Genomic DNA, 19,158 nt, shown 5'->3' on the forward strand with positions numbered 1-19,158 from the left:
CCGTAGAGGTTGCGTGCCGCCTGGCGCTTGTTACAACGGCAGGCTGACGATGAACGTCGAACCCTCGCCCAGCGCGCTCTGCACCGTGATGGAGCCGCCATGGGCCACCACGATCTGCTCGGAAATGAACAGCCCCAGGCCCAGCCCCGCCACTACGTGGGTGGCCGACACCCGCTCGAACTGCTGGAAGATGCGCGCCTGGTTCTCCTTGCTGATGCCGATGCCGTGGTCGCGCACTTCCACCAGCGCCGCGCCCTTGTGCGCATACACGCTGACCTCGATGGGGCCGCGGCCGCCGTAGCGCAGGGCGTTGGACACTAGGTTGGAGATCACCTGCTCCACGCGGAACTCGTCCCAGGTGCCCACCACCGGTTCGCTGGCGTGCAAGCTGATGCTGCACTCGGCGGCGGCGACCTGTGGGGCGAAGTTGTCCAGCAGGTTGGCCACCAGTTGCGTCAGGTCGAACTCGCTGGGGCGGATGGACAGCTTGCCGGTGCGGATGCGCGACACGTCGAGCATGTCCTCGATCAGGCGGATCAGGCTCTGGATCTGGCGCTCGTCGCGCTCGACCATGCCGCGCATTTTCTCCAGGGTGAAGGCATCGGCGTTGTCCCGGGCCAGGTGCAGCTTGCGCAACTGGGTTTCCAGGATCAGGCCGTTGAGCGGCGTGCGCACCTCGTGGCTGACAATCGACATGAAGTCGTCGCGCATGCGCACCGCGTGCTGCAGTTCGTTCTGGGTGGCCTGCAGTTTCTTCAGCAGCACCTCCTGTTCCTGGCGGCTGCGCTCCAGGGCGTCGAGCTGCTCCTTGAGGATCTTGCGCTGGCAGTACAGGTCGACGAACACGCTGACCTTGCTTTTCACCGCATGGATCTCCAGCGGCTTGTGCAGGAAGTCCACCGCGCCGCTCTCGTAGCCCTTGAAGGCATAGTTGAGCTCGCGCCCGGCGGCGCTGACGAAGACAATGGGAATGCTCTTGGTTTTCTCGGTGCCGCGCATCAGCTCGGCCAGCTCGAAACCGTTCATGCCCGGCATCTGCACATCGAGGATGGCCAGGGCGAATTCATGTTGCAGCAACAGCGACAAGGCTTCGTCGGCCGACAGCGCCTTGTGTACCTCGCGGTCGTCGGCCTTGATCAGCGCTTCCAGGGCCAGCAGGTTCTCCGGCAGGTCGTCGACGATCAGCAGTTTTGCTTTTATTGGGCTTGGCATGCGCTTTGTTCCAGCTCGGCGAGCAATAAGCCTATGCCGTTCAATGGGAGTATATGGTCGGGCCGGCGCAGCTTCAGCGCAGCTTCGGGCATGATTGCCACGCGCGCCTCGGCCGGGTCCTGGACAATGGTCAGACCGCCGCGCTCGCCAATGGTTGCCAGGCCACGCGCACCGTCTTCATTGGCGCCGGTGAGCAGCACCCCGATCAGTTGCGGGCCGTAGGCATCGGCGGCCGATTCGAACAACAGGTCGATAGCCGGGCGCGAATAATGCACCCGCTCTTCCTGGCTCAACGACAGGCTGCGGTCCTGCTCCACCGACAGGTGGTAGCCGGGGCCGGCGAAATAGAACATCCCTGGTTGTATGTCTTCCTTGTCCACTGCCTCCTTGGCAGCGCGTTGCATGCGCCGGGCGAACACTTCGGCCAGCTGGCTGTGGCGGTCATCGGGCAGGTGCAGCACGGTCAGCACCGGCAGCGCGAACGTTGGCGGCAGCATGCCGTACACGCGCAGCAGCGCCTCCACGCCGCCGGCCGAGGCGCCTACCACCACCGCTGCGTACCCGGCGCCTGCTTTCATGTCTTGCGGTAGATCCGTTCGGGTTTGGCCAGGGCTTCGAACTTGTGGCTGTAGGCAGAGAAGTCGAGGGTCTCCTTGCTGCCCAGCACCAGGAAGCCGCGGTGGCACAAGGACTCGTGGAACAGCCCGAAGGCGCGGTCCTGGAGCTTCTTGTTGAAGTAGATCAGCACGTTGCGGCACGACACCAACTGGGTTTCGGAGAACACGCTGTCGGTGGCCAGGCTGTGGTCGGCGAAGGTCACGTTCTCGCGCAGGCTGCCGTCGAAGATGGCGTTGCCGTAGGCCGCCGTGTAGTAGTTGGAAAACGCCTGCTGGCCACCCGCGCGCTGGTAGTTCTCGGTGTAGGTGCGCACGTTTTCCATGGAGTAGATGCCTTGCTTGGCCTTGTCCAGGGACTGCGGGTTGATGTCGGTGGCGTAGATGATGGTGCGTTCCAGCAGGCCTTCCTCGCGCAGCAGGATGGCCATGGAGTACACCTCCTCGCCCGTGCTGCAGCCAGCGATCCAGATCTTGATCGAGGGGTAGGTGCGCAGCAGTGGCACCACTTCGCGGCGGATGGCCAGGAAGTGCTCGGGGTCGCGAAACATCTCGCTCACCGGGATGGTCAGGTACTGCAGCAGCTGCATGAACGCGGTGGGGTCGTGCAGCACCCGCTCCTGCAGCGCCGAGATGGTGTTGCACTCCAGCTGGCGCAGGGCGTGGTGTATCCGGCGCTTGATGGAAGCGCCGGAGTAGTCGCGGAAATCATAGCTGTACTTGAGGTAGATAGCCTCGATCAGCAAGCGGATCTCGATATCGGTATTGCGCTCCACCGTCATCAACGGCGGCCTCGCAGGTTAACGGTTCGTGGCACTAAATGCGCTCCAGCTGTGGCAACCACACGCGTATCAGGGAAAACAGCCGGTCCAGGTCGATGGGCTTGGCCAGGTAGTCGTTGGCGCCGGCCTGCAGGCAGCGCTCCTGGTCGTCCTTCATGGCCTTGGCGGTCACGGCGATGATCGGCAGCTTGCGCCAGCGCGTGTCCTTGCGGATCTCGCGGGTGGCCTCGTAGCCGTCCATCTCCGGCATCATCACGTCCATCAGCACCAGGTCGATGTCTTCCACGTCATTGAGTTTGTCGATGGCCTCGCGGCCGTTGCGACCGATTTCGACGATCGCACCCTTGTGCTCCAGGGCACTGGTGAGGGCGAAAATGTTGCGCACGTCGTCGTCCACCACCAGTATCTTGCGGCCCTCGAAGACCTTGTCGCGGCTGCGCGCGGTCTTGAGCATCTTCTGTCTTTCCTGGGACAGCTGGGATTCGACTTTGTGCAGAAATAATGTCACTTCGTCCAGCAACCGCTCTGGCGAGCGCGCGCCCTTGATGATGATGGAGCGCGAGTACTTGAGCAGCTCGGCCTCTTCGTCGCGGGTCATGTTGCGGCCGGTGTAGACGATCACCGGCGGGAAGGCGCAGATTTCCTCGGTGGACATGCGCTTGAGCAGGTCGTTGCCGAGCATGTCCGGCAGCTTGAGGTCGATGATCATGCAGTCGTAGACGTTGTCGCGCAGCAGGTCCAGGGCCTCTTGGGCAAAGCCCACGGCGGTAATCTCGATGTCCTCGTCGCCGATCAGGCGGGCGATGCTCTCGCGCTGCAGGTCGTCGTCTTCCACCAGCAGGATGCGCTTGAGCTTCTGGGTGAGCTTGGCTTCCAGGCGGGCGAACACGTCCTTGAGTTCGTCGCGGGTGGTGGGTTTCACCGCGTAGCCCACGGCGCCCATGTGCATGGCCGCCTCTACGCGGTCTTCCACGGAGATCACGTGCACCGGGATGTGGCGGGTCGCCGGCAGTTCCTTGAGGCGCTGCAGCACGGTCAGGCCGGAATGGTCGGGCAGGCGCATATCCAGCAGGATGGCGTCGGGCACGAACTGCGCCGCCAGGTTGAAGCCCTCGTCGGCGCCGTGGGCCACCAGGCAGTGGTAGTTCAGTTCATGGGCCAGGTCGAAGAGGATGCGCGCAAAGTTCGGCTCGTCCTCGATCACCAGGATGCAGCGGCGCTCGAACGGGCCTTTCTCGCGGTCGTCGGGGAAGCGCGCGATCACCACGTCCGGCACCAGCACCGGTGCAGGCTCGCTGGCGGCGCCCTGGGGCGCAGGAATGACGGTAGGCGCGGGGTGCACCTCGTCGCGCTCCATTTCCTCGTAGCGTTGCGGCAGCACCAGGGTGAACTCGCTGCCCTTGCCCAGGGTGCTGCTGACGCTGATGTAGCCGCCCAACAGGTTGGCCAGGTCGCGGGAAATCGACAGGCCCAGGCCAGTGCCGCCGTAGCGGCGGTTGGTGGTGCCGTCGGCCTGGCGGAAGGCCTCGAAAATGGCCTGCTGCTGGTCGGTGGCCACGCCAATGCCGGTGTCGCGCACGTGGAAGGCAATGCCGTTGTCCGGCTGCGGCGCCACGGTGAGGGTCACCTGGCCCTGCTCGGTGAATTTCAGGGCGTTGGACAGCAGGTTCTTGAGGATCTGCTCCACGCGCTGGCGGTCGGTGAACAGCATGGGCGGCGCGCCGTCCAGCAGCTCCACCGAGAAGTCCAGGCGCTTGTCGGCGGCCAGCGGTTCGAACATCGTCCGCAGGCCGTCCACCAGGCGTGCGGTGCTGGTGTTCTCCGGGCGCACGTCGAGCTTGCCGGCTTCCACCTTGGAAATGTCGAGGATGTCGTTGATCAGGTTCAGCAGGTCGTTGCCTGCGGAATAGATCGACTCGGCGAACTTGACCTGCTCCCCGGTGAGGTTCTCCTCGGCGTTCTCCGACAGCAGCTTGGCCAGGATCAGCGAGCTGTTGAGCGGCGTGCGCAGCTCGTGGGACATGTTGGCGAGGAATTCGGATTTGTACTTGCTGGAGCGCTGCAGCTCCTCGGCGCGCTCTTCCAGCTCCACCTGCGCGCGGTTGAGCTCCAGGTTCTTGGCGTCCAGGGCGTCGCGCTGCTCGGCCAGGGCGTCGGTGCGCTCGGCCAGCTGTTCGTTGGTCTGCTCCAGTTCCGCCTGCTGGGTCTCCAGGTGCGCCTGGGACTCCTTGAGCACCCGCGACTGTTCCTCCAGCTCTTCGTTGGCGGTTTTCAGCTCTTCCTGCTGCACTTGCAGCTCTTCGTTGAGCTGCTGGGTCTCGGCCAGCACTTCCTGCAGGCGCTGGCGGTAGCGCGCAGCCTCGATGGAGGTGCCCATGTTGCTGGCCAGCAGCTCCAGCAGTTCCACGTCGCGGTCGCTCAGGGGGCGCAGGAAGCCCAGCTCCACCACGCCATTGATACCGTCGTCATTGTGGGTGGGCACGATCAGCACGCTGTGCGGCAGGCCCTCGCCCAGGCCGGAGGTGAACTTGAAGTAGTCCTGGGGCACCTCGTCCAGGCGCATCAGGCGCCCGGTCTGGGCCACCTGGCCGATCACGCCCTCGCCGTTGATGATGACCTGGTCGCGGTTCTCCTGCTCGCGGGAGAAGCCATAGCTGGCCACGCGGCGCAGGCTGCCGTGCTCCTCGCGCACGTACACCGCGGCCACCACGCTGCCCAGGTAGTTGGCGAAGAACTGCAGCACATTGCGCCCCAGCATTTGCAGGGTCAGTTGCCCCAGCACCTGCTCGGCCAGTTGGGTCTGCCCGGTGCGCAGCCAGGCCTGGCCTTCCAGGCGTTCGGCGCTGCGGCGCTGGGCGTCGAGGTTTTCCGCGTAGGTGGTGGACAGGGTGAGCATGTCGCGGCGGCCAAAATAGGCCAGCACGGCGCTGATCAGCACCAGGAACACGATGTAGAGGGTGATCGACATCGTGATGGTGTGCGACACGTCCTCGCTGCGCTGCTGGCGCAGGTTGTGCTCCATGGCCAGGAAGTCGTCGAACTCACCGCGCACCGCATCGGTCAGGCGCTTGCCGCGGCCAGTCTGCACCACCGAGGAGTAGTCGCCGGTGCTGCGCTTCATGTCGATCATGGATTGGGAGTAGTTCATCCACTCCTTCTGCAGCGCCGCGACGCGGGTCAGGCGGTCGACCTGGGCGGAGTTGTCGGCCACCAGTTCCTTGAGCGCCGGCACTTCGGCGGCAAGGCGCGGCTTGGCCAGCTCGAAGGGGTCCAGGTAGTCTTCCTTGCCGGTCAACAGGTAGCCGCGCATGCCGGTTTCCATGTCGATGGACAGCTTGGCGATTTCGTTGGCGTTGTTGATGACCCGGTCGGTGTGTTCCACCCAATCGATGGTGTTCATCAGGTAGCCGATGATGCTGACGAACACCACGCCGCTCAGCAGGCCCACGCCCAGGGGCAGGCTGACGTTGCGGGTCAGCAGCTTGCGAAAGCTCTGCTCATCGATGCTGGAGGGTTTGCTCATGTCCCTTGCGTCCCTGGTGAGGTGGTAAAACGGCAGAGTTTGCCGGAATTCCACGTAGAAGATCCAAATATTCCCGCATCAACATGAGAAATTTCGCACGGAACTTTCCATGTTCTCTTACGCTTTCTAGAAGGCGACAGCGGTTTTGGCCAGCAAATACGGGATTATTTTGCATATGAGTGGCACGCCGGTATCCTTGTGCCACTGTTTTTGCGTTTTGGTAACCGTTGCACGGAACTTGCCGGCGCCCCTGCTTACTCATTAAAGACTGGCGGCGCCTGCCGCGCCCTGCCTTTTCCGTCACCGCCCAGGACTGCTCCAATGTCAAACGCCGCCGCCCCAACCATTCTTGTCGTCGAGGACGACGACATCGTGCGCATGCTGATCGTCGATGTGCTGGAGGAGCTGGAGTACCAGGTGCTCGAGGCCGCCGATGCCGAGGCGGCGCTGACGATTTTGCGCCAGGACAACGTCATTCACCTGATGATGACCGACCAGGGCCTGCCGGACATGGAAGGCACGGCGCTGGCCAAACAAGCCCGCGAGCTGCGCACCGCCCTGCCCGTGTTGTTCGCCAGCGGCTACGCCGAAAACATCGACCTGCCCGCTGGCATGCACATGATCGGCAAGCCCTTCTCCATCGACCAGCTGCGCGACAAGGTCAAGGCCGTGCTCGCCCAGCCCTGAGTTGATCTGCCGGCAGCGTCTAAAAGGGTAATCGGCACGCAAACGATTTTCTTGAAAGTTGGATCCGAGTTTTCAAAACCCGCCTACACTTTCGGAATAATCCAAAACGCCTGTCGCTCCTCCTACCCCCAGGGACGCTGCCACCATGACGGACATCAACCCACCCGACCTGTCGCACAAGGTCTACAACACCCCTTTCATGCAACAGGTCATCCTGGTGGCGGAGCAGTTGCGACACCGCGGTGGCGCCAGCGGGGAAAAACAGACCGCGTTGTTCAAGGTTGCGTATTTCATTTTGCAGAACCCCTGGCTGTCGCCGACCCTGAACATCGAGCGCATGGCCGAAGGCGCCCATACCTCCACCGCCGCGGTCAACCGCCTGGCCAACCACATGGGCTACAACGGCTTCACCGGCCTGCGCGAGGCGCTGGTGCGACATTTGCTGGAACTGGTGTCGCCGGCCGACCTGGTGCAGCACGAGGTGGCCCACCACCCCGAGCGCGGCTTTGACCTGAGCCAGCAGGTGCGCCTGAGCAACGGCAACCTGGAGGCCGTGCTCAACGCCAACGACGACGCGCAGTTCGAGGCCCTGGTGACGGCCATCGGCCAGGCCACCAACCTGTATATCCTGGGCTTCGGCAACAGCCACTACCTGGCCGGGCTGGCCGCCAGTTGCCTGATTCCCCATTGCGCCCACGTGATCACCCTGAACATGGAAGGCGGCAGCGAAAACGCCACCTACCGCCTGGCGACCATCAGCGAAGGCGACGTGCTGCTGACCCTGGCCTTGCCGCCCTATACCCGCGACACGCTGCGCATGGCCCAGTACGCCGTGGGCCGCGGCGCCACGGTGCTGGCCATTACCGACTCGCCCGCCTCGCCCCTGGTGGACATCGCCGACCACTGCCTGTACGCCTCGCCCCAGCACCCGGTGCTGCGCAACTCCAAGGTGGCCCTGGTGGCGGTCATCGAGGCGCTGGCCACCGCCGTGCGCCTGCGCAACCACGAGCCGGTGAACGAGTCCATTCGCCTGGCCGAGGACGCCCTGGCCTATATCCAGCGCACCGGCAGCGACCCGGCCGGCTGACCGGCCATTGCGCCGCCCGCCGCGGTTTGATTACTCTGGCAGCCCCTGGCAAACAACAATAAGCGGCCAAGGCATGACCCGACCCAGCAGAATCACCGATCCGTCCTACGAGCTGATGGACGATCACGAAGGCCTGTCGATCATCTACCGCCAGCACGGCTTTCCCTGCCCGCTGGTGCGCTGGCACTTCCACAAGGAATACGAGCTGCACCTGATCGTCGCCAGCGCCGGCAAGGTGTTCATCGGCGACTACATCGGCAATTTCACCGCCAATAGCCTGTTTCTCACCGGCCCCAACCTGCCCCACAACTGGATCAGCCAGGTGGAGCCCGACCAGGTGGTGGAAAAGCGCGACATGCTGGTGAATTTCACCGATGAGCTGTTCGACAGTGCCCTGCCGGTGTTCAGCGAGCTGAAAACCCTGGGCCCGCTGCTGGAGCGCGCCCGCCACGGCATCGAGTTCCGTTGCCCGCACACCCTGGCCCAGGCCACCGAATTGATGCAGCGCATCGCCGACAGCCGTGGCGTGAGCCGCCTGGGGCACTTCCTGATCCTGATGGAGCTGCTGGCCGCCTGCGAGGACTACCAGCTGCTGTCGGACGGCAACTCGCCGCAGCTGGCCGACGAACACAGCATCGACCGCACCAACCGCGCGGTTGACTATATCTTCAGCCACTACGGCCGCGAGCTGCCGCTGGAGGAAGTGGCGCAGTACCTGGGCATGAAGCCCACGTATTTCTCCCGGGTGTTCAAGCAGGCCACCGGGCGCTGCTTCGTGGAATTCGTCAACCGCCTGCGCATCAGCAAGTCCTGCGAGCTGCTGGCCGATGGCGACAAGCCGGTGACCGACGTGTGCTTCGAGTCGGGCTTCAACAACATCTCCAACTTCAACCGCCGCTTCCAGCAGCTCAAGGGCATGACCCCCAGCCATTACCGGCGCCTGGCAGTGCAGCGCCTGACCGAGCAGAACCTGGGGGCTTGAGAGCGTGTTGGTTTCGATGGGCATGCCTTGGGTTTTTTCGCGCTCATGAAATCGAGCGCCGCCCGCGCGGCGCTCGATCTCAAGAACCCAACAAACCTCGCGCCAAGTGCAAAATAGTACAGACGCCACTGCCTCCAAGGATTTGTAACCAACCCATTTTGGGTCTGTAATCAATCCCAGCTGCTTCCCACGCTTCAGGAAGACACAACAACAATAACCAGGCTTCGTGCCCACCGGGCACCGAAGAGGAGTGTGTAATGTCGACGCCCAGAATCCTGCTTGCCCGCGCCAGCCTCGCCGCCCTGCTGGGGCTCTGCGTCACGGCCCACGCCGACCAGACGCTGACCATCGCCACCGTCAACAACAGCGACATGATCCGCATGCAGCGGCTGTCGAAAACCTTCGAGGAACAGCACCCCGACATCAAGCTCAAATGGGTGGTGCTGGAAGAAAATGTGCTGCGCCAACGCCTGACCACTGACATTGCCACCCAGGGTGGCCAGTTCGACGTGCTGACCATTGGCATGTACGAAGCGGCACTGTGGGGCGCCAAGGGCTGGCTGGAACCGATGAAGGACCTGCCTGCCGACTACAACCTGGACGACGTGTTCCCCTCGGTGCGCGACGGCCTCTCGGTGAAGGGCACGCTGTACGCCCTGCCCTTCTACGCCGAAAGCTCGATGACCTACTACCGCACCGACCTGTTCAAGGCCGCCGGGCTGACCATGCCCGAGCACCCCACCTGGACGCAGATGGGCGAGTTTGCCGCCAAGCTCAACAAGCCCGACCAGGGCCAGTACGGCATCTGCCTGCGCGGCAAGGCCGGCTGGGGCGAGAACATGGCGCTGATCACCACCCTGGCCAACAGTTGGGGCGGGCGCTGGTTCGACGAGAAATGGCAGCCTGAATTCACCGGCCCGGAATGGACCGGCGCGCTGACCTTCTACGTCGACACCATGAAGAAGTACGGGCCGCCCGGCGCCTCCAGCAACGGCTTCAACGAGAACCTGGCGCTGTTCAACAGCGGCAAGTGCGCCATGTGGGTCGACGCCACCGTGGCCGGCTCGTTCGTCACCGACAAGAGCCAGAGCAAGGTCGCCGACAACGTCGGCTTCACCTACGCACCGCACGAGAAAACCGACAAGGGTTCGGCCTGGCTGTATTCCTGGGCGCTGGCCATTCCCACCAGCTCCAAGGCCAAGGACGCCGCCAGCACCTTCACCCAGTGGGCCACCTCCCAGGCCTACGCCAAGCTTGTGGCCGACAAGGACGGCATCAGCAACGTGCCGCCAGGCACCCGCGCCTCCACCTACAGCGATGCCTACATGAAGGCTGCGCCGTTCGCGAAGATCACCCTGGAATCGCTGAAGACCGTGGACCCGAAAAGCCCGTCGGCCAAGCCCGTGCCCTACGTGGGCATCCAGCTGGTGACCATCCCTGAATTCCAGGGCATCGGCACCCAGGTGGGCAAGCTGTTCGCCGGCGCCCTGGTGGGCACCAGCACGGTGGAGAAGGCCCTGGCCGACGCACAGTCGACCACCGAGCGTGAAATGAAGCGCGCGGGCTATCCCAAGTAGCGCCCCCAGCCACCGGCCTGCGATGGCCAGCCCTGCCCCGGGGCTGGCCAGCCTTTGAAGGTACCTATCATGAGCACGTCCACTGCCAAGGCGCAGTCCCAGGCCCATCAAGACCTGGGCAAGCGCCGCCTGAACAACCCCGGCTGGTTCCTGGTCACCCCTTCGGTAGCGCTGCTGCTGTTGTGGATGATCGTGCCGCTGGCCATGACCGTCTACTTCTCGCTGATGCGCTATAACCTGCTGGACGGCGGCGAGAAGACCTTCACCGGCCTGGGCAACTTCCAGTTCTTCTTCACCGACGAGGGCTTTATCCCCGGCATGACCAACACCCTGTTGCTGGTAGGCAGCGTGCTGCTGATCAGCGTGGTGCTGGGCGTGCTGATTGCCGCGCTGCTGGAGGCCAGCGAGTTTTTCGGCCGCGGCATCGTGCGCGTGCTGTTGATCTCGCCGTTCTTCATCATGCCCACGGTGGGCGCGCTGGTGTTCAAGAACCTGATCTTCCACCCGGTGTCGGGCATCCTCGCCGACCTGTGGCGGTACTTCGGCGCGCAGCCCATCGACTGGCTGGCCAATTACCCGCTGCTGTCGATCATCATCATTGTCAGCTGGCAGTGGCTGCCGTTCGCCATCCTGCTGCTGATGACCGCCATGCAGTCCCTGGACCAGGAACAGAAAGAGGCCGCGCGCCTGGACGGTGCCGGGCCGATCGCGATTTTCTGGCACCTGACTCTGCCGCACCTGGCCCGGCCGATTGCCGTGGTGGTGATGATCGAGACCATCTTCCTGCTGTCGGTGTTCGCCGAGATCTTCACCACCACCAACGGCGGCCCGGGCTTTGCCTCCACCAACCTCGCCTACTTGATCTACAACCAGGCCCTGGTGCAGTTCGACGTGGGCATGGCCTCGGCCGGTGGCCTGATTGCCGTGGTGATCGCCAACATCGCCGCCATCATCCTGGTGCGGATGATCGGCAAAAATCTTACCGACCAGCCTTGAGGCCCGCGCCATGACCCTCACACTCAAGCAACACCGGCGCCTGCAAAGCGTGCTGCTGGGCCTGCTGGCCTGGGCCATCGCCCTGCTGCTGTTCTTTCCCATTTTCTGGATGGTGCTGACCAGCTTCAAGACCGAGATCGACGCCTTCGCCACGCCGCCGCAGTTCATCTTCACGCCGACGCTGGAGAACTACATCCACATCCAGGAGCGCAGTGACTACTTCCACTTCGCCGGGAACTCGGTGCTGATTTCCTTCAGCGCCACCCTGTTGTGCATGCTGATCGCGGTGCCGGCGGCCTACTCCATGGCCTTCTACGAGACCAAGCGCACCAAGCAGACGCTGCTGTGGATGCTGTCCACCAAGATGCTGCCGCCGGTGGGCGTGCTGATGCCCATCTACCTGCTGGCCAAGGGTTTCGGCCTACTGGACAGCAAGCTGGTGCTGATCGTGATCTACACCCTGATCAACCTGCCGATCGTGGTGTGGATGGTGTACACCTACTTCAAGGACATTCCCCGCGACATCCTCGAAGCGGCGCGGCTGGACGGCGCCACGCTGCTGCAGGAAATGGTGCGGGTGCTGCTGCCCATCAGTAAGGGCGGGCTGGCCTCGACCCTGCTGCTGTCGTTGATTTTGTGCTGGAACGAGGCGTTCTGGTCGTTGAACCTGACCAGTTCGAACGCCGCGCCCTTGACGGCGCTGATTGCCTCGTACTCAAGCCCCGAAGGGCTGTTCTGGGCCAAGTTGTCGGCGGTGTCGACGCTTGCGTGTGCGCCGATCCTGATATTTGGCTGGATCAGCCAGAAGCAGCTGGTGCGCGGCCTGTCGTTCGGTGCCGTCAAATGATGTTCCGACTATTGCTGGAATTCTCTGTGGGAGCTGGCTTGCCAGCGAGCCTTTCAGGCCCCAAACAGCTCGCTGGCAAGCCAGCTCCCACACATTCAGACTGCCAGGAGTAATGTCATGGCCACATTGAAAATAAAAAACCTGCAAAAGGGCTTCGAGGGCCTGTCCATCATCAAGGGCATCGACCTGCAGGTGAACGACAAGGAATTCGTGGTGTTCGTCGGCCCCTCGGGCTGCGGCAAGTCCACGCTGCTGCGCCTGATCGCCGGCCTTGAAGAAGTCACCAGCGGCACCATCGAGCTGGACGGCCGCGACATCACCCAGGTCAGCCCGGCCAAGCGCGACCTGGCCATGGTGTTCCAGACCTACGCCCTGTACCCGCACATGACCGTGCGCAAGAACATGTCGTTCGCCCTCGACCTGGCCGGCGCCGACAAGGCCGAGGTGCAGCGCAAGGTCGACGAGGCTGCGCGCATCCTCGAACTGGCGCCGCTGCTGGAGCGCAAGCCCAAGCAGCTGTCGGGCGGCCAGCGCCAGCGCGTGGCCATCGGCCGGGCCATCGTGCGCAACCCGCGGATCTTCCTGTTCGACGAACCGCTGTCCAACCTCGACGCCGCCCTGCGCGTGCAGATGCGCCTGGAACTGGCGCGGCTGCACAAGGAACTGCAGGCCACCATGATCTACGTTACCCACGACCAGGTGGAGGCCATGACCCTGGCCGACAAGGTGGTGGTGCTCAGCGCCGGGCGCATCGAGCAGGTGGGCTCGCCGCTGGAGCTGTACCACCATCCGGCCAACCTGTTCGTGGCCGGCTTCCTCGGCACGCCGAAGATGGGCTTCCTCAAGGGCCGCGTCAGCCGCGTCGACAGCCAGGGCTGCGAAGTGGAACTGGCCGCCGGCACGCGTATCAGCCTGCCGCGCAGCAGCGCCAGCCTCAGCGTGGGCAGCGAGGTAACCCTGGGCATCCGCCCCGAACACCTGGAACTGGCGCAGCCCGGCCAGCCCGGCCTGGCGGTGACCGCCGACGTCGGCGAGCGCCTGGGCAGCGACACCTTCTGCCACGTGGTCACCGACTCCGGCGAGCCGCTGACCCTGCGCATTCGCGGCGACCTGGCCAGCCAGTACGGCGAGCGCCTGAACCTGTACCTCAACCCCACCCATTGCCACCTGTTCGATGCCCAGGGCATCGCCGTGGCCAAGCCGCTGCTGGCCGCGGCCTGACGAGGACCCGTACCGATGAAACTGACCCGCGACAACCTCGACAAACTGGCCGCGCACATCAAGCGCCCCGCCTACGCCCAGGCCACCACCCGCCAGGGCATCGTCCACATCGGCGTGGGCGGTTTCCACCGCGCCCACCAGGCGTTCTATACCGACGCGCTGATGAACACCGGCGAAGGCCTGGACTGGGCCATCTGCGGCGCCGGGCTGCGCAGCGACGACCGCGCCATGCACGACGCGCTCAAGGCCCAGGACTCGCTCTACACCCTGGTGGAACTGGGCGACGGCACTGGCCATGAAGTGCGGGTGATCGCCGCCATCAGCGGCATGCTGCTGGGCGAGGACAGCCCCCAGGCGCTGATCGACAAGCTGGCCGACCCGGCCATTCGCATCGTCTCGCTGACCATCACCGAAGGCGGCTACTGCATCGACGACAGCACCGGCGAGTTCATGGCCCACCTGCCGGCCATCCAGCACGACCTGGCCCACCCCGACGCGCCCCGCACGGTGTTCGGTTTCCTCTGCGCGGCCCTGGCCCGGCGCCGCGACGCCGGCACCCCGGCCTTCACGGTGATGTCCTGCGATAACCTGCCGCACAACGGCGCCGTGGCGCGCAAGACCCTGCTGGCCTTCGCCGACCTGCGCGAGCCGGCCCTGCGTGACTGGATCGACCGCCACGTGAGTTTCCCCAACGCCATGGTCGACCGCATCACGCCCATGACCAGCGCCGCCCACAAGCGCCAGTTGCTGGAGCAGCATGGTGTCGACGACGCCTGGCCGGTGGTGTGCGAGCCCTTCGTGCAGTGGGTGCTGGAAGACAAGTTCGGCAACGGTCGGCCGGCCTGGGAAAAGGTCGGCGTGCAATTCACCGACGACGTCACCCCCTACGAGGAAATGAAGATCAAGCTGCTCAACGGCAGCCACCTGGCGCTGACCTACCTGGGCTTCCTGAAAGGCTACCGCTTCGTCCACGAGACGATGAACGATCCACTGTTTGTGCGCTACATCCGCGCCTACATGGACCGCGACGTGACCCCGCAACTGGCCTCGGTGCCCGGCATCGACCTGGAGGGCTACAAGGACACGCTGATCGAGCGCTTCAGCAACCAGGCCATCGCCGACCAACTGGAGCGAGTGTGCTCGGACGGCTCGTCGAAGTTCCCCAAGTTCACCGTGCCCACCATCAACAAGCTCATCGAGGCAGGCGCCGGGCTGGACCGCGCCGCCCTGGTGGTGGCCGCCTGGGCCCTGTACCTCAAGGGCGTGGATGAAAACGGCACGCACTTCAAGATCCCTGACCCGCGCGCCGAGTTCTGCCAGGCGCTGGTGGCCGACGACGTGATGCTGACCCAGCGCCTGCTGGGCGTGGAGGAGATTTTCGGCAAGGCCATTCCGCAGTCGGCGGCCTTCGTCGCGGCCTTCGAGAACCAGCTCAAGCACCTGCGCCAACTGGGGGTCGACAAGACCCTGGAACGCCTGCTCAGCTACGAGGAGTAAGCCTATGTACCTGGGCATCGACTGCGGCACCCAAGGCACCAAGGCGCTGTTGCTGGACCCGGCCAGCGGCCAGGTGCTGGGCCAGGGCAGCGCGCACCACGACATGATCAGCGCCGCCAACGGCCGCCGCGAACAAGACCCGGCGCAGTGGGTGGACGCCCTGTGCACGGCGGTGGCCCAGGCCCTGGCCGAGGCCGGCGTCGACGGCCAGCAGGTGCGCGGCCTGGGCGTGTCCGGGCAACAGCATGGCCTGGTGCTGCTGGACGCCAGCGGCCAGGTGCTGCGCCCGGCCAAGCTGTGGTGCGACACCGAATCCACCGTGCAGAACCAGCGCCTGCTCGACCACCTAGGCGGCCTCCAGGGCTCGCTCGACCGCCTGGGCGTGGCCATCGCCCCCGGCTACACGGTGTCCAAGCTGCTGTGGACCCGTGAGGAACACCCCGAGGTGTTCCGCCGCATCGCGCGCATCCTGCTGCCCCATGACTATTTGAACTTCTGGCTCACCGGCCGCGCCTGCGCCGAATACGGCGACGCCTCCGGTACCGGCTATTTCGACGTGCGCAACCGCCAGTGGGACCTGCAACTGCTGCGCGACATCGACCCCGACGGCCGCCTGCAGCAGGCGCTGCCGGAACTGATCGGCCCGCGCGACAGCGTCGGCACGCTGCTGCCCGAGGTGGCGCGGCGCCTGGGCCTGAGCCCCCAGGTGCGGGTGGCCAGTGGCGGCGGCGACAACATGATGGGCGCCCTGGGCACCGGCAACATCCAGCCGGGCGTGGTGACCATGAGCCTGGGGTCCTCCGGCACCGTGTACGCCTACAGCGCCGAGCCCACGGTGAGCCCCGAGCCCGAGGTGGCGACCTTCTGTTCCTCAAGCGGTGGCTGGCTGCCGCTGATCTGCACCATGAACCTGACCAACGTCACCAGCGCCGTGCGCGAGCTGTTCGCGCTGAGCATCGAGGCCTTCAACCGCCAGGTCGAGATGGCCCCCATCGGCGCCGACGGCGTGCTGATGCTGCCCTTCCTCAACGGCGAGCGCGTGCCCGCCCTGCCCCTGGCCACCGGCAGCCTGCAGGGCCTGACCGCGGCCAACCTGAACGCCGCCAACCTGTGCCGGGCGGCGGTGGAAGGCACCACCTTCGGCCTGCGCTATGGCTTGGACCTGTTGCGCGCAGGGGGCCTGGCCAGCCACAGTATCCGCCTGATCGGCGGCGGCGCACGCAGCGCGGTGTGGCGGCAGATGGTGGCCGACATCATGAACACCGAGGTCACCTGCCCCCGGCACACCGAGGCCGCCGCCCTGGGCGCGGCCATCCAGGCCGCCTGGTGCGACGGCGCCGGCGAGCTGGCCAGCCTGTGCCAGCGCTGCGTGCAACTGGACCCTGCCCAAGGCGCGCAGCCCATTGCCGCCAACGTGCAGGCCTACGAGCAGGTGTACCGGCACTATCGTCAGCGCCTCGAAGCGCTGTGAATTCATAGGGAGGCATCATGTATCTGGTATGTGGCGAAGCGCTGTTCGATTTTTTCTGCGAGCCGGACCGTTTCGGCCAGGCCGCGCGCCTGGGCTACGAGGCGGTGGCCGGTGGTTCGCCGTTCAACGTGGCGGTGGGCCTGGCGCGCCTGGGCGTGCCGGCGGCGCTGTTGGCGGGGGTGTCCCAGGACTTCCTGGGGCAACGGCTGCGCACGGTGCTGGCCGGCGAAGGCGTGGCCGACGGCTACCTGCACGACTTTGACGCGCCCACCACCCTGGCCATGGTCGCCGTGGGCAGTGACGGCACGCCGCAGTACAGCTTCCGCGGCCAGGGCTGCGCCGACCGGCTGCTGACCCTGGCGCACCTGCCCACCCTGGATGACAGCGTGCATGGCCTGCACTTCGGCTCGTTCTCGCTGGTGGTGGAACCGGTGGGCAGCACCCTGCTGGCCCTGGCCCGGCGCGAGCATGACCAGCGCCTGATCAGCCTGGACCCCAACGTGCGCCTCAACCCGGCACCCGACATCGGCCTGTGGCGGCGACGCATCGGCGAATTTGCCAGCCTGGCGCACCTGATCAAGGTCAGCGCCGAGGACCTGGCGCTGCTGTATCCGGACCAGGCACCCGACGAGACTGCCGCTCAATGGCTCAACGAACGCTGCCAACTGGTGTTCGTCACCCGCGGCGCCGACGGCGCCAGCCTTTACAGCCGCCAGCACGGCGAATTGAGCGTGCCAGCGCAAAACGTGGCAATGGCCGACACCGTGGGCGCCGGCGACACCTTCCAGGCCGCCCTGCTGGCCTGGCTGGCCGAACACCGGCTGGATTCGCCCCAGGGCCTTGCCCAACTCAGCCGCGAACAATTAAACGCCATCCTGCAGTTCGCCACCCAGGCTGCGGCGCTCACCTGCGCCAAGGTCGGGCCGGACTTGCCTTATCGCCGCCAGCTGCCCTGACCTGCCCACGCCCCGGGGGCTCCCGTCCCCCGGGCAACCCCATGTTTCATGTTGCGCATGTACTTATTGATTAACACCTTCTTGCGAACTTTCCGAAAGCCTTAGGAAAGTTCTTACAAAGTTATCGGAAACTTCAAAACTTGACGTCCTACATTTGCACCAAAATGAACCCTTCGCCCTCTCCCGCAGCACACTAAATCAATTCGCTATTCGCACAAAACATTGAAGCAGGCCATTTACAGCGGCACGGCCTGCCACTATTCTCTGTTTCCGCAGAGCCAGCGACTTATCAATTTCCTGATAGTGAAAGTTACCCCCGGGCAGCGTGGCAAGGCCAGTGGCGCCCGAGCGGTTCAAATAGATGATTGGAGAATAAAAAAGTGTCCAGACTCGCCGAGTTCCGCGCCGCCGAAAGAGCCCTTCAGGCCCAGCTGGCCCAGCTGGAAACCCTGAAGAACGATGCAGGCCTGAAAAAGGAGATTGAATTCGAGCACAAGTTGCAGGAGTTGATGCTCGAGTACGGCAAGGGGCTGCGTGACGTCATCGCCATTCTCGACCCTACTCGCAACGAGCCACGCCTGCCGTTCCAGCACGTGCGCGCCCATCGCCGGCCACGCGCGGTCAAGGTCTACGAGAACCCCCATACCGGCGAACTGATCGAGACCAAGGGCGGCAACCACCGTGGCCTCAAGGCGTGGAAATTGCAGTACGGGCGTGACACGGTGGAAGGCTGGCTGCGCGGCTGACGAAAGGTGAGCCGGGGCATTTTTTTTCACAGGATTTTCACAGCGGATCTTCCACGATGGAATCTGCTAATGGACTAGCGCCCCAATGCCCGCTTCGGCGGGCTTCTTATTGCCTGCGATTTGCTATTTCCCCACCTGGCATTTGGCCTGGGCGCGACAGTTGCGTATCATGGCAGGTCTTACAAGAACTCTTATCTCCCCACGGCGGCACAATCGGGTTGTGGCGCCGTTATTCATATTCCCTGTTCTGGAGTTCCCATGAGCCTGCACGACTTGAACACCTTCCCCGGCGTTACCGCCGAACCGGATGCCGCCACCCGCAACTTCGTCTTCAACCACACCATGCTGCGCGTGAAGAACATCGAGAAGTCGCTGGACTTCTACACCCGCGTGCTGGGCTTCAGCCTGGTGGAAAAACGCGACTTCCCGGAAGCCGAATTCAGCCTGTACTTCCTGGCCCTGGTGGACAAGGCCCAGATCCCCGCCGACGACGCCCAGCGCCACACTTGGATGAAGTCGATGCCTGGCATCCTGGAACTGACCCACAACCACGGCACCGAAAACGACGCCGACTTCGCCTACCACAACGGCAACACCGACCCGCGTGGGTTTGGTCACATCTGCGTGTCGGTGCCTGACATTCAGGCGGCCTGCGAGCGCTTTGAAGCGCTGGGCGTGGACTTCCAGAAGCGTTTGACTGATGGGCGCATGAAAAACATTGCGTTCATCAAGGACCCGGATGCGTACTGGGTCGAGATCATCCAGCCGAACTTCTAAGCCCTGCCCAGCGCAGCGCAGCCGCGTTTGATCTGCTTGTGATCTGCTTGTGATCTTGATCTGGCTTTTGATCTTGATCTTGCTTGTGATCTTGATTGTATGCCCCGTAAAGCGCCAGGGCCGACTGGAGGCGTCGATCAACGGGCTGCCCGAAGGGCCGAGGCCGCAGGCCGAAGAGACGGT

16 protein-coding genes are annotated in these 19,158 nt (G+C 64.4%); 12 read left to right on the plus strand and 4 right to left on the minus strand.

From position 1 onward, the window contains the following. Positions 1-30 precede the first annotated feature (30 nt). The 4 genes from AC0J42_RS17120 to AC0J42_RS17135 are packed head-to-tail and all read right to left on the minus strand — an operon-like array spanning position 31 to position 6,131. On the minus strand, positions 31-1,212 hold the full coding sequence (locus AC0J42_RS17120; RefSeq protein WP_416424761.1) for a hybrid sensor histidine kinase/response regulator: 1,182 nt from the start codon (positions 1,210-1,212) through the stop codon (positions 31-33). Then, the gene (locus tag AC0J42_RS17125; RefSeq protein ID WP_473002631.1) at positions 1,197-1,790 is read right to left on the minus strand and encodes a chemotaxis protein CheB; all 594 of its coding nucleotides are present in this window, start codon (positions 1,788-1,790) and stop codon (positions 1,197-1,199) included. The genes AC0J42_RS17120 and AC0J42_RS17125 overlap by 16 nt, the downstream gene beginning before the upstream one ends. After that, positions 1,787-2,608 carry a CheR family methyltransferase gene (locus AC0J42_RS17130; RefSeq protein WP_416424763.1) on the minus strand — a complete coding sequence of 274 codons (822 nt, stop codon included), beginning with the start codon at positions 2,606-2,608 and terminating at the stop codon, positions 1,787-1,789. Before AC0J42_RS17130 ends, AC0J42_RS17125 begins: the two co-directional genes overlap by 4 nt. Before the next feature lie 34 nt (positions 2,609-2,642). Next, positions 2,643-6,131: a response regulator gene (locus AC0J42_RS17135; RefSeq protein ID WP_416424764.1), complete on the minus strand. Its 3,489-nt coding sequence runs from the start codon at positions 6,129-6,131 to the stop codon at positions 2,643-2,645. Between the two features lie 321 nt (positions 6,132-6,452). Here AC0J42_RS17135 and AC0J42_RS17140 point away from each other — a divergent pair, with 321 nt between their 5' ends. The 12 genes from AC0J42_RS17140 to gloA all read left to right on the plus strand — a co-directional run bounded on the left by AC0J42_RS17140 (position 6,453) and on the right by gloA (position 18,975). Continuing rightward, a complete protein-coding gene (locus AC0J42_RS17140) occupies positions 6,453-6,818 on the plus strand; it encodes a response regulator (protein WP_416424765.1) in 366 nt (121 codons plus the stop codon). 145 nt (positions 6,819-6,963) lie between these two features. After that, positions 6,964-7,905, plus strand: a complete 942-nt coding sequence (locus AC0J42_RS17145) for a MurR/RpiR family transcriptional regulator (protein ID WP_473002633.1) — start codon at positions 6,964-6,966, stop codon at positions 7,903-7,905. Positions 7,906-7,978: 73 nt separating this feature from the next. Continuing rightward, positions 7,979-8,887: an AraC family transcriptional regulator gene (locus tag AC0J42_RS17150; protein WP_416424767.1), complete on the plus strand. Its 909-nt coding sequence runs from the start codon at positions 7,979-7,981 to the stop codon at positions 8,885-8,887. A gap of 257 nt (positions 8,888-9,144) precedes the next feature. Further along, positions 9,145-10,464: an ABC transporter substrate-binding protein gene (locus AC0J42_RS17155; RefSeq protein WP_473002634.1), complete on the plus strand. Its 1,320-nt coding sequence runs from the start codon at positions 9,145-9,147 to the stop codon at positions 10,462-10,464. Positions 10,465-10,533: 69 nt separating this feature from the next. After that, positions 10,534-11,460 carry a carbohydrate ABC transporter permease gene (locus AC0J42_RS17160; RefSeq protein WP_473002635.1) on the plus strand — a complete coding sequence of 309 codons (927 nt, stop codon included), beginning with the start codon at positions 10,534-10,536 and terminating at the stop codon, positions 11,458-11,460. Positions 11,461-11,470: 10 nt separating this feature from the next. Continuing rightward, entirely contained in the window at positions 11,471-12,307 is an 837-nt protein-coding gene (locus AC0J42_RS17165) for a carbohydrate ABC transporter permease (RefSeq protein ID WP_416424770.1), read from the plus strand. 117 nt (positions 12,308-12,424) lie between these two features. Further along, positions 12,425-13,528 (plus strand): ABC transporter ATP-binding protein, encoded by a 1,104-nt coding sequence (locus AC0J42_RS17170; protein WP_473002636.1) that lies wholly within the window; start codon positions 12,425-12,427, stop codon positions 13,526-13,528. Positions 13,529-13,543: 15 nt separating this feature from the next. Continuing rightward, on the plus strand, positions 13,544-15,025 hold the full coding sequence (locus tag AC0J42_RS17175) for a mannitol dehydrogenase family protein (RefSeq protein ID WP_416424772.1): 1,482 nt from the start codon (positions 13,544-13,546) through the stop codon (positions 15,023-15,025). Positions 15,026-15,029: 4 nt separating this feature from the next. Then, positions 15,030-16,496 (plus strand): xylulokinase, encoded by a 1,467-nt coding sequence (gene xylB / locus AC0J42_RS17180; RefSeq protein WP_473002637.1) that lies wholly within the window; start codon positions 15,030-15,032, stop codon positions 16,494-16,496. Positions 16,497-16,513: 17 nt separating this feature from the next. After that, positions 16,514-17,452 carry a carbohydrate kinase family protein gene (locus AC0J42_RS17185; RefSeq protein ID WP_473002638.1) on the plus strand — a complete coding sequence of 313 codons (939 nt, stop codon included), beginning with the start codon at positions 16,514-16,516 and terminating at the stop codon, positions 17,450-17,452. 380 nt (positions 17,453-17,832) lie between these two features. Further along, positions 17,833-18,198 carry a histone-like nucleoid-structuring protein, MvaT/MvaU family gene (locus AC0J42_RS17190; protein WP_416424775.1) on the plus strand — a complete coding sequence of 122 codons (366 nt, stop codon included), beginning with the start codon at positions 17,833-17,835 and terminating at the stop codon, positions 18,196-18,198. Between the two features lie 258 nt (positions 18,199-18,456). Next, entirely contained in the window at positions 18,457-18,975 is a 519-nt protein-coding gene (gloA, locus tag AC0J42_RS17195) for a lactoylglutathione lyase (RefSeq protein WP_416424776.1), read from the plus strand. Positions 18,976-19,158 lie beyond the last annotated feature (183 nt).

The sequence above is a fragment of the Pseudomonas sp. Tav-5-1A genome (assembly GCF_055755055.1).

Excerpts from the sequence above, each read along its gene's own strand:
- AC0J42_RS17120 (WP_416424761.1), bottom strand. The coding sequence starts at position 1,212 with ATGCCAAGCCCAATAAAAGCAAAACTGCTGATCGTCGACGACCTGCCG.
- AC0J42_RS17125 (WP_473002631.1), bottom strand. The coding sequence starts at position 1,790 with ATGAAAGCAGGCGCCGGGTACGCAGCGGTGGTGGTAGGCGCCTCGGCC.
- AC0J42_RS17130 (WP_416424763.1), bottom strand. The coding sequence starts at position 2,608 with ATGACGGTGGAGCGCAATACCGATATCGAGATCCGCTTGCTGATCGAG.
- AC0J42_RS17135 (WP_416424764.1), bottom strand. The coding sequence starts at position 6,131 with ATGAGCAAACCCTCCAGCATCGATGAGCAGAGCTTTCGCAAGCTGCTG.
- AC0J42_RS17140 (WP_416424765.1), top strand. The coding sequence starts at position 6,453 with ATGTCAAACGCCGCCGCCCCAACCATTCTTGTCGTCGAGGACGACGAC.
- AC0J42_RS17145 (WP_473002633.1), top strand. The coding sequence starts at position 6,964 with ATGACGGACATCAACCCACCCGACCTGTCGCACAAGGTCTACAACACC.
- AC0J42_RS17150 (WP_416424767.1), top strand. The coding sequence starts at position 7,979 with ATGACCCGACCCAGCAGAATCACCGATCCGTCCTACGAGCTGATGGAC.
- AC0J42_RS17155 (WP_473002634.1), top strand. The coding sequence starts at position 9,145 with ATGTCGACGCCCAGAATCCTGCTTGCCCGCGCCAGCCTCGCCGCCCTG.
- AC0J42_RS17160 (WP_473002635.1), top strand. The coding sequence starts at position 10,534 with ATGAGCACGTCCACTGCCAAGGCGCAGTCCCAGGCCCATCAAGACCTG.
- AC0J42_RS17165 (WP_416424770.1), top strand. The coding sequence starts at position 11,471 with ATGACCCTCACACTCAAGCAACACCGGCGCCTGCAAAGCGTGCTGCTG.
- AC0J42_RS17170 (WP_473002636.1), top strand. The coding sequence starts at position 12,425 with ATGGCCACATTGAAAATAAAAAACCTGCAAAAGGGCTTCGAGGGCCTG.
- AC0J42_RS17175 (WP_416424772.1), top strand. The coding sequence starts at position 13,544 with ATGAAACTGACCCGCGACAACCTCGACAAACTGGCCGCGCACATCAAG.
- xylB (WP_473002637.1), top strand. The coding sequence starts at position 15,030 with ATGTACCTGGGCATCGACTGCGGCACCCAAGGCACCAAGGCGCTGTTG.
- AC0J42_RS17185 (WP_473002638.1), top strand. The coding sequence starts at position 16,514 with ATGTATCTGGTATGTGGCGAAGCGCTGTTCGATTTTTTCTGCGAGCCG.
- gloA (WP_416424776.1), top strand. The coding sequence starts at position 18,457 with ATGAGCCTGCACGACTTGAACACCTTCCCCGGCGTTACCGCCGAACCG.